General features: G+C 51.8%; 11 protein-coding genes. All 11 read left to right on the top strand.

Annotated elements, in window-relative coordinates; translation table 11 throughout:
• Window positions 1-266: 266 nt before the first annotated feature.
• The 11 genes from ACZ52Z_RS06900 to ACZ52Z_RS06850 all read left to right on the top strand — a co-directional run bounded on the left by ACZ52Z_RS06900 (window position 267) and on the right by ACZ52Z_RS06850 (window position 13,549).
• The gene (locus ACZ52Z_RS06900; RefSeq protein WP_464270016.1) at window positions 267-1,988 is read left to right on the top strand and encodes a hypothetical protein; all 1,722 of its coding nucleotides are present in this window, start codon (window positions 267-269) and stop codon (window positions 1,986-1,988) included.
• Window positions 1,989-2,084: 96 nt separating this feature from the next.
• On the top strand, window positions 2,085-3,032 hold the full coding sequence (locus tag ACZ52Z_RS06895; RefSeq protein ID WP_464270015.1) for a hypothetical protein: 948 nt from the start codon (window positions 2,085-2,087) through the stop codon (window positions 3,030-3,032).
• A gap of 257 nt (window positions 3,033-3,289) precedes the next feature.
• Window positions 3,290-5,764, top strand: coding sequence for a DNA topoisomerase III (locus ACZ52Z_RS06890; RefSeq protein WP_464270014.1), 2,475 nt, complete (start codon window positions 3,290-3,292; stop codon window positions 5,762-5,764).
• 137 nt (window positions 5,765-5,901) lie between these two features.
• Complete coding sequence (gene rsfS, locus ACZ52Z_RS06885; protein WP_464270013.1) at window positions 5,902-6,294, top strand: ribosome silencing factor; 393 nt, start codon at window positions 5,902-5,904, stop codon at window positions 6,292-6,294.
• A 122-nt stretch (window positions 6,295-6,416) separates the two neighbouring features.
• On the top strand, window positions 6,417-7,808 hold the full coding sequence (gene thrC, locus ACZ52Z_RS06880; protein ID WP_464270012.1) for a threonine synthase: 1,392 nt from the start codon (window positions 6,417-6,419) through the stop codon (window positions 7,806-7,808).
• 6 nt (window positions 7,809-7,814) lie between these two features.
• A complete protein-coding gene (locus ACZ52Z_RS06875; protein ID WP_464270011.1) occupies window positions 7,815-8,645 on the top strand; it encodes a purine-nucleoside phosphorylase in 831 nt (276 codons plus the stop codon).
• Window positions 8,642-9,970 carry an amidohydrolase family protein gene (locus ACZ52Z_RS06870; RefSeq protein ID WP_464270010.1) on the top strand — a complete coding sequence of 443 codons (1,329 nt, stop codon included), beginning with the start codon at window positions 8,642-8,644 and terminating at the stop codon, window positions 9,968-9,970. Before ACZ52Z_RS06875 ends, ACZ52Z_RS06870 begins: the two co-directional genes overlap by 4 nt.
• A 66-nt stretch (window positions 9,971-10,036) precedes the next feature.
• The gene (tatA, locus tag ACZ52Z_RS06865) at window positions 10,037-10,222 is read left to right on the top strand and encodes a twin-arginine translocase TatA/TatE family subunit (protein ID WP_464270009.1); all 186 of its coding nucleotides are present in this window, start codon (window positions 10,037-10,039) and stop codon (window positions 10,220-10,222) included.
• Between the two features lie 41 nt (window positions 10,223-10,263).
• Entirely contained in the window at window positions 10,264-10,512 is a 249-nt protein-coding gene (tatA, locus tag ACZ52Z_RS06860; RefSeq protein WP_464270008.1) for a twin-arginine translocase TatA/TatE family subunit, read from the top strand.
• A gap of 290 nt (window positions 10,513-10,802) precedes the next feature.
• Entirely contained in the window at window positions 10,803-11,951 is a 1,149-nt protein-coding gene (locus ACZ52Z_RS06855) for a class II glutamine amidotransferase domain-containing protein (RefSeq protein ID WP_464270007.1), read from the top strand.
• Window positions 11,909-13,549, top strand: a complete 1,641-nt coding sequence (locus ACZ52Z_RS06850; protein ID WP_464270006.1) for a glutamate synthase-related protein — start codon at window positions 11,909-11,911, stop codon at window positions 13,547-13,549. Before ACZ52Z_RS06855 ends, ACZ52Z_RS06850 begins: the two co-directional genes overlap by 43 nt.
• The last annotated feature ends 8 nt before the right edge of the window (window positions 13,550-13,557 follow it).

The following is a 13,557-nucleotide window of genomic DNA, read 5'->3' as shown; positions in this document are numbered from 1 at the left end:
CGGAGATTGATTTTTGCCGATCAGCGGCAGAAACCAATTGTCCCTCACTGTTTTATTTGATATCCTTCCACAAATTTTCTTTGGTTTCCGGGTTTTTTGGACAAATGCTGAGGTGTAAGATACCGTTTTTTCTTTAAGTGAAACCACAGACGGCCCTTATCGGTTACCAGTTTTCCAAGCAAGTAGACGAACACCATCCATGCCGGTTCTGCGGAATGCAGGTGACAATCCGGAGCAGATACGACCAATATATACGCGATTTTTCAATGATACGTCACAAAACATTTCCTGGGAAAGGAAAAAGGTGGACAACGGCAATTGCCTGCTGCATCCTTCTGCTGAGTGGTTGTGTAGCGCAGAAACGGATGGTGGACCCCTATGCCTCCCGGCAGCAGCGTGAAAAAGCGGCAATGGGTGTCGACGGCCCGCTACCTGCAGAAAAGTCCCAGGTGCAGGAGGACGTTGCACCGGTGATGGAGGTCAAGGATGTCCTTCTGCCGACATTGACGCTTATCAATGACCGTATATACGCCTATGAACAAAAGCTGGAGAAGCTGAAGACCATTCAGGCTGAGACGGCATCGCTCTCAACGGCGCAGGAAACGCTTAATACATTGAGTGACTGTCGTGTCCAGCTGCAGGATGTGCTGGTCGAGTACAATGCCCTGCATCAGCGATTGCTGCAAAAGGATGAACTTGCGGCTGCCGAGCTTCTTGCCGGAGAATCTCTGCTGCGCATCAGTGAAAAGGATATCGCCTATCTGGAGGGGCAGTGCAGCGAGCTGATGGCTGGCGAGGCCATTATTCCATCATCCGGTACCCCGATAATGACCAGGAGCCTGTATGCACAGGAATTGCTGCTAAAAAAAGCCTATACCGATGGTGAGTATGGAGAGGTGATCTCTCTCTACGAAACCTTGCCTCTGGAGGCAGGGCAGGTTCCATCCTTTGATACGACCTTTGCTTATGGGCAGTCGTTGCTGAAAACGCTTCGTGAGGCAGAGGCGCGAAGGGTGTTCGCTGATCTTTTAACGAGTATTCGTACAAATGATCAGGCACAGTGGGAATTTCGCCTGATGCAATTGCTGGCTGACCTTGAATTTGGTCTGGAGTTGTATGATGGTGCGCGCAGTAAATATACTGAAATAAACACGGTGTATGAAGCGCTGGCCCGGAAAAATGATTGGGCGCAACAGCAGCTGCAGGCCTTGGAACGAAATGTTTATCAGCAGGAAGAGGTGGCTGCCTACGCCATGCTGTTGAAAAGCCATTTGGGATATAACCCTGACCGGGATGGATATGGCGTAGTACAACAAGCCCAGCGCTACATAGAAAAATATCCCTATTCTCCGGTAGCCTCCAACGTGGATGTCCTGCTGGAAGCGGCAAAGGCCCAGGCAGATACGTGGTTGGCGACAGTATTGAGCCGGATCGAGCAATTGTCCGAAGAAAAAAAGTTTCAGGAAGCGTTGCTGTTGGTGGAGCGGGTTCCTCAAGATGTTCTGCCCCCGGAGCAACAGGAAATGCTGCGCCGGAAAAGTGAACAGCTGTTGACCGCGGAGTCCATTTCTCTTGAAACCGATCGGCTGGTGCAGGAGCAGGAGTTACAGGAAGACTGGAACAATGGCATGTTGCTCCTGGAAGCCAGAGAATATGATCAGGCCATTGAGGTGTTTTCCAGCCTGCTCGCCACATCGTATGGTCCCAAAGCACAGGAGCGCATTGATGAGGCCGCTAGGCTTGCTGCCGGAGAGGATCGACAGCGGGCCGCAGAGCTTTTCATGCGCGCTACCCGAACCGGAGATATCGAAAGCAAAACCAAGCTGCTTTTTGCCTCGAGAAAATTGCTCCAGGATATCCTGATCAAATATCCGCAGGCAGGACTCAATGCAAAGGTCAATAGGAATCTGGAAAGGATAGAGGAAGAGATACAGCGTATCGATCCGACCTTGCTCACTGCACCAGCGACGGTAGGCGACACCCCTTAGCCCTCGACATCATTGCCTTGATGAAGAATACGTGGAACGAGTGGACCAAGACACTCTCCTTCACAGACCGAAACTAATTACAGGAGTATGCACATTATGGAGAAGAACAGGAACTTACTTATCGGTGGGTTAATTGCATTACTGGTCATCTGCTCTATCTGGGGATCGGTAAACAGTCGTGAGGCACAATCCTTGCGCTTGGAGCTGAATGCTGTCAACACGGAACTGGAGGCGTTGAAGTCCGAAGAAAGCGTAGTTCCTGCCGAGCCTGAGCCTGAAGCTATTCAGGCCGATGATCCACGGGTTGCAGAACTGGAAGCAAAGATAGAGGAGCTTCAGGGAACCAAACAGGCAGTTGGCGCCAAGGTTGAAAAGCTCAAGCAGGCGAGAGAAGAGCTTGTAGGGGTGCGCAAGGCGAATAAGCGGCTTGAAGCGCAGCTAGCTCAGCAACAGGCGGTGATCAAGAACCTGCAGCAGGCTGTTGCAGCCAAACAGAAGATGGGAGCTCAGGCAAGTAAAGAGGCCTCGACCCTCCAGCAGGAACTGGCAGAAGTGAAAAAAGCACAGCAGGCGGAAGCGGTAAAACTGCAGCAGTTGACTGCGGCAGCAGAGAAAGCTGAAGCGGAAAAAGCGCAACTTCAGGAGCAGCTGACCGCTGTCCAGGAGGAGCTTAACGCTGTCCAGGAGCAGTTGACTGCGGCCCGGGAAACTATCACTGCGTCCAAGGAGCAGGAGACCGTTGCTGCTGAGGAAGAAAAGGAGATGCTCGCCAAGCTGTCAATGGATTTTGAGATTGCGCAAGCCCAGATTCTTGGTCTGGAGCAGATTGTTGAAGAAAAAAATGCTGCACTTGAAGAGACCAGCCGAGAACTTGATCGGGTGAAAATCAACATGGATGTGCTGCTGGGTAAAATAGGCGATCAGCAGGATGCCCTGCAGGAATTGGAGCAGGAAAATACCGAGCTCGTGCAGGAGCTCACTGATAAAAACAAGCAGCTTGCCGATCTGATGGACCAGCTGCAGCAGACACCGTTGCAGGAATAACAGCTTGTCGATGTATACATAAGCGTACTAGGGAGCGGCCGTTGGCCGCTCCTGTTTTTTTAGCGCCCTGTGCCACACGCTTTCCGTCCAACCGTTTTCTCTCTGCCGGTCCCTAAATTGTCGAGTCAATACTCCGCTTTTTTTCTTGGTCGTTGACAAAGAACCGCATGTCGCTTACTTCTTCTCAGGCAATACTGTCCGTGTCAGGAAAAGCGCGAGCGTCGTGCTGAGGTCCACTATTATCTTGAGCCAATCCAATGGATAAAACCCTTATAATTGCAGAAAAGCCAAGTGTGGCTTCCGATATCGTCAAAGCGTTACCGGGAAAATTTACCAAATCCAAAACGCATTTTGAGAGCGACGATTATATTGTTTCCTATGCCGTTGGTCATCTTGTATCCATTGCCTACCCGGAGGAAATCAACCCGAGTTTTCAGAAGTGGACCCTGGACAACTTGCCTATTCTTCCGGAGAAATTCCCTTTGACCGTGCTGCCGGGCACAAAAAGCCAGTTTAACGCCCTGAGCAAGCTGATTAGGCGACGGGATGTATCGGTAATTGTCAACGGGTGTGATGCCGGGCGTGAAGGTGAGCTGATATTTAAGTATATTCTCAAACAGGCGTGGAGCAAGTCAGTAGAAAATAAGCATGTTCAGCGACTGTGGCTGCGCTCCATGACCCAGGAGGCAATTCGGGAAGGGCTTTCGCACCTTCGATCCGACCAGGAAATGCGACCCCTGGAGGACACGGCCCTTTGTCGCTCGGAAGCAGACTGGTTGATTGGCATCAATGCGACGCGCGCCCTGACTTGCTATAATTCACGATTTGGCGGTTTTAGAAAAACACCATGCGGGAGGGTGCAGACACCGACCCTGTCGCTTCTGGTCAAACGCGAGGCTGAGCGCAGAGCATTTACCCCTACCACCTATTGGGAACTCCGCGGCACCTTTACTGCCGACAACGTAACCTATGAGGGAATGTGGATTGATCCCGCCTTTACCAAGGATGAGCATCAGCCTCACGGTCGTCAAACCAGGTTGTGGGATGTCAAACGAGCCGAGGCCATCGTAGCCGCCTGCACCGATAAGCCGGCTGAGGTAGAGGAAACCAGCAAACGGTCCACCAAAGGCGCTCCCCCGCTTTACGACCTCACCCTGCTCCAGCGTGAGGCCAACAGTCGTTTTGGCTTTAGTGCCAAAAACACGCTGTCTCTGGCGCAGGCACTTTACGAAAAACACAAACTGATCACTTATCCGAGGACAGACAGCCGCTGCCTGCCAGAGGATTATCTGCCCACCGTGAAAGAAGTCATGGGGGTGCAGCAGCAATGGCAATTCGGACGGTTTGCCAAAGAGGCTCTTGAGAAAGGCTATCTGAAGAAGAACAAGCGTATCTTCAACGACAAGAAGGTCAGCGACCATTTTGCCATCATCCCTACCACTGGGCTGGCAAAATCGCTTTCCGAGCCGGAACTGAAAGTCTACCAGATGATCGTACAGCGATTTTTGGCAGTTTTTTTTCCACCTGCCGTCTACCACAACACCAGAAGATTGTCCGTGGTTGAAACAGAAACTTTTCTCACCGAAGGAAAGATTTTGGTGGAGCCCGGCTGGCGTGCTGTGTATGGCGTCAGCGGTGGGGGAGAGGAAAAAAGTGAACTCCAGCCGTTGCCCAACGGCGAAGCGGTTCATTGCCGGGAGGTGGAAATGATTAAGAGCGAGACCAAGCCGCCTCCGAGGTATTCCGAGGCAACGCTCCTGTCGGCCATGGAGCACTCGGGAAAACTGGTGGATGACGAGGAACTTGCCGAGGCTATGAAAGAAAGGGGGCTGGGCACGCCGGCCACCAGGGCCTCGATTATAGAGAAATTGCTGAACGAAAAATATATCGTTCGCGAACAGCGTGAACTGGTCCCCACCGGAAAGGCGATAGAGCTGCTCTCCCTGCTTGAGGCAAGGCAGATTGATGTGTTGGCCTCACCGGAGTTGACAGGAGAATGGGAGTATAAACTCAATCGCATTCTCCACGGTGATATGACCAGAGAGCAGTTCATGCGAGAAATTCGCGATATGACCAGTAGTATAGTCCAGAAGGTGAAAACAGGTGAAGAGGCAACCGCAACAGAAGCACCCTTTTCGCCGGTTGATGGACGCAGGTTTTTTGAAAACGCTACTGCGTACGAATCTGAGGATAAGAAGTTGGTCATTCGTAAAGTCCTTGGTGGCCGGGTGATGACAGAAGCGGAAATTGTCGATCTGATCAGAGGACGGACCATTGGCCCTTTTGATGATTTTCGGTCCAAGCGCGGAAAATCGTTTACTGCCGCCGTTCGCATCAACAACTCCAAAGTGGAATTTCTATTCACTGACTCTACCGAAGAGCTTGATATTCAATCTATTACTTCCCAGGAACCACTAGGTATTTCACCGGTAGACCAGACCCGGGTGTTTGAAACACCCGTGGGCTACCTGTCCGAGTCAGCGCTGGAAGGGGATAAAAAGCAGGGATTACGGATTTCGAAGATGATCCTGGGGAGCACGCTTGAGCCGGAGCATATCCGTCAGCTGCTCAGTCAGGGAAAAACCCAACTTATCAAGGGGTTTATTTCCAAAAAAAAGAGACCGTTTGATGCCTACCTCCTGCTCGACAACAAGGGAAAAATAAGCTTTGAGTTTCCTCCGCGAAAGCCACGAAAAGGCAGTAAGAGCGGCGAAAAGGCTTCTGCAAAATAAGGAATAACACTGCAGCTGCGCAACCGATGGCGTGAGCAGCCCACTTGCAGGCAAGCGGGCTGACTGAGACAAGAAAGCAGGTTGCGCATACAGGCAGAACAACTGGGACCGTTGACTATCGGTCCGATGAGGAAAAGATGAGACAGTTAAAAAAAGGGTACCAGGAGAAAGGTGGAGAAGAGCTGGCAGGGGTGGCTGCACGGATAGCCGCTGATGCCAAGGCTGAAGACCTGGTAGTACTTGATGTACGGGGAATTTCCTCGTTCACCGATTTTTTTGTCATAATGAGCGGACGTTCGACCCGTCATGTACAGGGGTTAGCTGAAGCCATTGAAGGTGAATTGCGGTCCAAACGAGTGAGCACCAAGCACAGTGAAGGACTGCGTGATGGGAAATGGGTGTTGTTGGATTTCGGTGAGATGGTGGTTCACATCTTTTATCACGAGAGCCGTCAGTTTTATGACCTGGAGGGTCTGTGGCACGATGCGCCGCGCATGGATGTGGAAAAACTGACCGGGGAAAACTCCTGAGCTGCAGCTGTTGACTGTGGCAGGCGGAGCTGCCATAGCGCTGTAAACAGGAAGAGCCATATGCTTTCTCCGTGTATCTGCAAGGGCCATCGGAGAACAGCACATATCAGGACGAAAATACTATGAAATACATGAGCACGCGGGGAGGGATAGACCCCATTGGCTTTAGGGATGCGGTGATGATGGGGCTGGCAAGAGACGGAGGGCTCCTGCTTCCCCAGTCTTTACCATCTGTTTCTTCCGCAACGATCGCCGGGTGGCAGAATCTGCCGTACCAGCAACTCGCAGTGCAGGTACTCTCTCTTTTTATCGATGACATACCGGTAACAGACCTTGAAGAGATGGTGGACCGGGCGTACGCCGCTTTTACCCATCCACAGGTAACGCCGGTGACCCGCCGTGGCGACCTCTATATTCTTGAACTTTTTCATGGCCCCACCCTTGCTTTTAAGGATGTAGCCCTACAGCTCCTGGGCAATCTTTTTGAGTACCAGCTCGCACGTACCGGCGGGAAAATGAATATTCTGGGGGCAACCTCCGGCGATACCGGCAGTGCAGCGATTGCCGGTGTGCGAGGTAAGCGGGGGATCAATATATTTATCCTCCATCCGCACCAACGCACCAGTCCTATTCAGGCATTGCAGATGACCACGGTGCTGGACCCCAATGTGTTTAACCTGGCTGTTCGAGGAACATTTGATGATGCGCAGGCCATTGTCAAGTCCCTGTTTAATGACCTGGCATTTAAGGACAGCTATCATCTCGGCGCGATTAACTCCATTAACTGGGCACGGGTATTGGCCCAGGTCGTCTATTATGTCTTTGCCTACCTGAAGCTGTACAAGCAAGGTGCATCCACCATTGATTTTTCGGTTCCAACAGGCAATTTCGGTGATATTTTTGCCGGGTACATTGCCAAACGGCTGCTGCCCCCCGGCGCCATCCATAAGTTAATTCTGGCAACCAATGCCAATGATTTGTTGACCAGGTTTGTGACCAAGGGGGATTATTCCAAAGGGTCGGTGATGGCCACCAGCAGCCCGTCTATGGATATTCAGATAGCCTCCAATTTTGAGCGCTATCTTTATTACCTCCGAGACGAAAACGGCAGCCAGGTCAAACAGGATATGGATAATTTTACTCGAACCGGAGCACTTGATCTCAGCGCTTTTCGGGAACGGGTGAGCAAAGATTTCCTTTCCAGCTCGGTTTCCGAAACGGAAACCCTTGCCATGATACGTGATTTTTATCAGCAGGAGAACTACCTGCTCGACCCCCATACGGCTGTCGGGGTCAAGGCGGCCATGGATTGTCGCGTCTCCGATCGACCGGTGGTCTGCCTGGCCACCGCACACCCCGCAAAATTCGGCGACGCCGTATTCAAGGCCATCGGGGAAGAACCGCAACTTCCACCTCCGCTGGCTGACCTGGCGGACAAACAAACCCGGTGCGAGGTCATTGACGCAGACCCCCAGGTGGTCCGCACTTTCCTCGAACAGCATGGGCTTCGGTAAGGGATAATGGCGACATACAGAGAGCAGGTCGAGGAAGCGGTCACCTTTCTGCAGGTCCGGCTGAAGCGGATGCCGGAGGTCATTATTCAGTTAGGTACCGGTTTAAGCGATCTGGTTTTAGCCATGGAAGATGCGGTTTCGCTAACCTATGGGGAAATTCCTCACTTCCCCCGTTCAACGGTAGCCAGTCACGCCGGCAAGGTGGCCTTCGGCCGACTCGGTGGAAAAGAGGTAGCTGTGCTGCAGGGGCGGTTTCATTATTATGAAGGGTACTCCACCCTGCAGGTAACCTTCCCTATCCGGGTGTTATCCCTTCTTGGCGCACGGCTTGCTATTATCACCAATGCCAGCGGCGGACTGAACAGTGCTTTTCGTCCTGGGTCGATGATGGTGATTGCTGATCATATCAATTTCCTGCCTGAGAATCCTCTACGGGGGCCCAATGTTGAAGAGTGGGGCGAACGGTTTCCCGATCTCTCCTGTCCCTATGACCCTGCCATGCGAAAAGAGGTGCTGGCTGCCGCTGCTGCTGAAGGTATTGAAGATATTCGTGAAGGTACCTATGTGTGCATACCCGGACCAAGCCTGGAAACACCGGCTGAGACCCGTTACCTGAAGATGATCGGTGCCGATGCCGTGGGGATGTCCTCGGTTCCGGAGGTGATTGTCGCCATTCATGCCGGTTTGCGGGTAGTCGGCATCTCGGTAGTCGCCAATGTCAACGATCCCGACAATTTTCAGCCCATTCTGCTCGATGACATTATTAGCGCGGCAGCACAGGCAGGTCCCCGGCTGGGCAAAATGCTGCACTCCTTTCTCATGGGGATTACGCTATGAAAAAACAGGTTGATCTTATCCTGCGCGCCAGCTACCTGGTGACCATGGATAAAAAGGGAAGCATCATCCGTGATGGAGCCCTTGCCATCAGCAAGGGGGGGATTGTCGCCGTCGGTAAGGGCGAAGATATTGCTGCCGACTACACCGCAGACCAGACCATCCATGAGCCACACGGGTTGATCATGCCAGGGTTGATTAATGTTCATACCCACGCAGCCATGGCATGTTTTCGTGGCTTGGCCGACGATCTCCCGCTGATGCAGTGGCTGCAGGAGTATATTTTTCCGGTTGAGGCAACCCTGACCGGAGACATGGTCTATCACTCCACCCTGTTGTCCCTGTGTGAAATGATCAAATCCGGTACGACTTCCCTGTGCGATATGTACCTTTTTGCCGCGGACGTTGGACGGGCAATTGAACTCGCGGGTATGCGTGCCTGGATCGGCGAAGTGCTCTACGATTTTCCTTCGCCCAATTACGGGGCATTGGAAAACGGGTTCGCTTATACAAATGACCTGTTGGCGGAATTCAGGACCAATGAACTGATCCGTGTAACCATAGATCCGCATGCAGTCTATACCTGTTCGCCTGACCTGCTTGTACGTTTGGCAGTGATGGCCGAAGACCATGATTGCCTTTATCATATTCATCTTGCTGAAAATCACGATGAAGTAGCCGCGTGTAAGAAACAATACGACTGTTCACCGGTCTATCATCTGGAGCAGCTTGGTGTACTGCGTAACAATGTCGTGGCGGCCCACTGTGTGATGGTATCTGATGAGGAGATAGCGCTCATGGCTGATAAGGGCGTACGGGTTGCCCATTGTCCGGAGTCCAACATGAAGCTGGCCTCAGGAGTGGCGCCGATACCTGGCCTGCTCGCTGCAGGCGTCCAGGTTGGAATCGGCACCGACGGGGCTGCATCCAACAACGATGTGGACATGTTTGGCGAGATGAATACAGCTGCCAAAGTACACAAGGTGCATTGCATGGATCCAACCGCCATGGATGCGACTGTAACCCTTCGTGCGGCAACCATCGGAGGAGCGGAGGTGCTGGGCGTTGCCGACTCTCTCGGTTCTCTGGAGGAGGGGAAGCGGGCAGACTGTATTGTCCTTGATCTGAATCAGCCGCATCTTACCCCCCTCTATAATCCCGTCTCCCACCTGGTGTATGCAGCCAGGGGAGGGGATGTCATTCATTCCATCATTAACGGTCGGGTGGTGATGTATGACCGGCACCTACGGACAATTGACGAGGCCGCGGTTCTTTCTCGCATACAGGAAATGGCCTTGAGGATCGGAACCCAGCGCAATGCTGGTTGACAGCCTATTGCAGGAAGTGCTAGTATTGCCAAGTTTAACTATAAGTCAACTTCATGAGGTATCCATATGTTCGGCCTTGGAATGCCTGAATTAATAATAATTCTGGTCATTATCGTAATTATCTTTGGTGCAGGGAAGTTGCCTGAAATAGGTAGCGGCATCGGCAAAGGCATCAAGAATTTTAAAGATGCCACCAAGCAGGAAGAGGAGAAAAAGTCCATTGAGGACGACAAAAAAGATCCGGAAGCGTAAACAATGCCCACCGGTTAGTCAAACCCCACAGGAGGACCGCCATGTTTGGATTGGGAACACCTGAACTGCTTGTAATCTTTGGAATAGCTTTTCTTATTTTCGGCGGGAAAAAACTGCCTGAAATCGGATCAGGGTTGGGAAAGGCTATCGGTTCCTTTAAACAGGGGCTTAACGAGGCGGAAGATCTGGGCCTGGATATGAAAAAACGTCTGCCAGGAGCCCGCGAAATTACTGCCATCCAGGAGAAAGTGGACAAGGCAAAAACAATTTCCAAAGTTTTTGATAAATAATTCTCTTTCCATCCCGTTTTGTCTGCAGAGCGGGATGGAAATCCGTACGTTACCTCCATTTCGGAGGTTCTTCCACCACAGCATTCTTTTTCTGTTTTTATATTTACTTGTTATCGGGCTGATTATCCTTTCTGCTTGACAAGGTTGCTGAGGTTCTGTAACTTTTTGTGCTTGCAACTCAGCTCTTTTTCATGAGACATCCCCTGTCTCAGGAATTGCATCTGCTTGTATATATTACCAGTTTTCCTGGTCAAATCCGCTTCCAAGAACGAATTTTTCAGGAGTAATGCATGTGCCGATTAGCTTTAAAAAGCGCAGATGAACCATTTTCCCCTTACGAAGTCCTCAATGCGATGGAGGCCATGCAGGAGGGATATGACGGCAGTGGTCTCGGTCTGTTGCTTCGGGGGATTCATTTTGAGGATTTCAAACTGCATCCCCGTCACGTCATTTTATCCGGAATCGCCCATACGGAAAAAGCATTCAATCGAATGGCTGATTTCATGGCTGATGCGGGGTATGAGGTTAGATACCAGCATGACTTTGAACGTCGAAAGGGCATAATCGAGGAGCGCTCCCGTGACCGGTTCAAATATGTCGTTCGGGTATATCGTGTGCCAGAACGCTGGAACACCATGAACAAGCAGGAGCAGGAAGACGAACTGACAGCTACACGCATTGCTCTTCGCAAAAATGGTGAGGAAAATGGCGGCGACCTGACGGTATTTTCCTTATGGCATGATGTCATTATGATTAAGGAGGTGGGGTGGCCGCTCCAGATAGGTGACGGACTCGGACTTGATGATAATCGAATCCGGGCCAGAGTGGCCATGGCCCAGGGCAGGCAGAATACCAATTATGGCATTAACCTCTATGCCTGTCATCCCTTCTTTATCCAAGGCATTTCCACTATGACCAATGGGGAGAACACTGCCTTTATTCCGATAAAGGAATACCTGGAGGGTCGTGAGATCCCAGGGTATATGGGCTACCACAGTGACTCCGAAGTGTTTACCCATATTCTGCATTATGTGACAAAAGTCCTCGGACTGCCGCTTGAAGTCTACAAGCATGTTATCACCCCCCTCAAGAGTGAAGAACTCGATCGCCACCCACAGGGCGAATTCCTCAAGGGGCTGCGCACCGCCTGTCGGCGTCTTATCATTGACGGCCCTAATGCGGTAATCGGCACTCTTCCGGACGAGACGTGCATGCTGGTCATGGACCAGAAAAAGCTGCGTCCGGCCACCGTCGGCGGAAGGCCAGGCGCCTGGGCTATTGCATCGGAAATGTGCGGTGTCGATGCGCTTGTACCTGATCGCGATCCTCGCCTGGATTTTCAGCCAATGCGGGAACACACTGTCATTATACCACCTGAACGAAAGGAACTTAAGATATGGTCTCAGTTCGATCCATTTACACTTCCCCAAGCAGCTTAACCTATCATGATCTCCCGTGGATCATTACTCACCGGGAAGATCGCTGCACCCTGTGCGGCAGATGTACTTCGGTCTGTCCGAAAAACGCCATTTACCTGACGTACAGAAGACAGCGGGTTCCCAAGCTTGATGTACTCAAGAAGAAGCGCGGAAATGAGTATCGCCATTTTGTAGGAATTCGGCAGAGGACCGACATCGCCAGGCGGTGCATCGGGTGTGGCATGTGTGCAGAGGTCTGCCCCAATGAGGCTATCGGTCCTGAGCCCAACAGCAATGAGAACCGCTCTCATTTTCTTCATAATGAAAAAGGTGAGGCCTATAAGCGTGGTGGACGAAGAAATAGCACTGGTGCAACCATCCTGGACCGCATTTCCTTTGACCGTATTTCCATGCTGACCGACCCCGCCCTGGATGCCGGGCGCCATGAATTCAACTATAATACAATTCTTGGCAGGGTTCTTTCACCGGAAGAGTATCTTTCCCGCAACGCCAAGGGGGAGTGGATTCCACCAACCCGCGAAATTTTTCCCTTTGTTATCGGCTCAATGTCATTTGGCGCCCTTTCTCCGAATATGTGGCTCGGCCTGCTTCAGGGCGTTGCTTACTGTAACGAGGTGCTGGGGATTCCGGTGGTCATGGCAACCGGAGAAGGTGGTTGTCCCCCATGGGTGCTGAAATCACCCTTTTTAAAATACATTATTCTGCAGATCGCCTCCGGCTATTTCGGCTGGGATGAGATTATTCGAGCCATCCCTGAGATGCAATGTGATCCGGCTGCGATAGAGATCAAATACGGCCAGGGGGCAAAGCCCGGTGATGGCGGCCTGCTGATGTGGTTCAAGGTAAGTAAGTTGATAGCCCGGCTGCGCGGTGTACCCGAAGGGGTGGATCTGCCCTCTCCGCCGGTTCACCAGACGCTCTACTCCATTGAGGAGAGCGTAATGAAAATGATTCAGACCATGTCCATGGCGTTCGGCTTCCGAGTACCGGTGTATCCCAAGATCTCTGGTTCAACCTCCGCCAAAGCGGTGTTGAATAATCTGGTTCGAAATCCTTATGCCTCCGGGTTGATGATAGACGGTATCGACGGAGGTACAGGTGCTGCCTATGATGTCAGCATGCAGGCAACGGGCCATCCGGTGGCATCCAACCTGCGGGAGTGTTACCTTGACCTCGTCGCTCAGGGTAAACAGAATGAGATTCCGCTTTTTGCTGCAGGCGGCGTGGGCAAGAACGGCAATGTTACCCAGAACGGTATGGCATTGATCATGCTCGGTGCTTCTGGTGTGCATATCGGCAAATATATCATGCAGGCTGCGGCCGGATGTCTGGGCAATGAAATCGGACGCTGCAATGTCTGTAATGTAGGGATTTGTCCGAAAGGGATTACCAGCCAGAATGAAAAGCTCTACAGGCGTCTTGATCCCGATGACGTGGCGCAGCGGGTAGTCGATACCTTCATGGGAATACGGACCGAGATCAAGAAAATTATGGCTCCGCTCGGTCGTTCTCAAAGTTTGCCTATTGGCATGTCCGACGCTCTGGGAATTGATGATGCCGCTGCTGCTGAACGGCTGAAAATTAACTATATCTGCTGATCGTTACT

It is taken from the genome of Desulfogranum aggregans, assembly GCF_055398265.1.
The sequence above is the reverse complement of the archived record's forward strand: the minus strand, read 5'-3'. Positions and strand labels throughout refer to the sequence as shown.

Excerpts from the sequence above, each read along its gene's own strand:
- ACZ52Z_RS06890 (WP_464270014.1), top strand. The coding sequence starts at position 3,290 with ATGGATAAAACCCTTATAATTGCAGAAAAGCCAAGTGTGGCTTCCGAT.
- tatA (WP_464270009.1), top strand. The coding sequence starts at position 10,037 with ATGTTCGGCCTTGGAATGCCTGAATTAATAATAATTCTGGTCATTATC.
- thrC (WP_464270012.1), top strand. The coding sequence starts at position 6,417 with ATGAAATACATGAGCACGCGGGGAGGGATAGACCCCATTGGCTTTAGG.
- rsfS (WP_464270013.1), top strand. The coding sequence starts at position 5,902 with ATGAGACAGTTAAAAAAAGGGTACCAGGAGAAAGGTGGAGAAGAGCTG.
- ACZ52Z_RS06870 (WP_464270010.1), top strand. The coding sequence starts at position 8,642 with ATGAAAAAACAGGTTGATCTTATCCTGCGCGCCAGCTACCTGGTGACC.
- ACZ52Z_RS06850 (WP_464270006.1), top strand. The coding sequence starts at position 11,909 with ATGGTCTCAGTTCGATCCATTTACACTTCCCCAAGCAGCTTAACCTAT.
- ACZ52Z_RS06875 (WP_464270011.1), top strand. The coding sequence starts at position 7,815 with ATGGCGACATACAGAGAGCAGGTCGAGGAAGCGGTCACCTTTCTGCAG.
- tatA (WP_464270008.1), top strand. The coding sequence starts at position 10,264 with ATGTTTGGATTGGGAACACCTGAACTGCTTGTAATCTTTGGAATAGCT.
- ACZ52Z_RS06900 (WP_464270016.1), top strand. The coding sequence starts at position 267 with ATGATACGTCACAAAACATTTCCTGGGAAAGGAAAAAGGTGGACAACG.
- ACZ52Z_RS06895 (WP_464270015.1), top strand. The coding sequence starts at position 2,085 with ATGGAGAAGAACAGGAACTTACTTATCGGTGGGTTAATTGCATTACTG.
- ACZ52Z_RS06855 (WP_464270007.1), top strand. The coding sequence starts at position 10,803 with ATGTGCCGATTAGCTTTAAAAAGCGCAGATGAACCATTTTCCCCTTAC.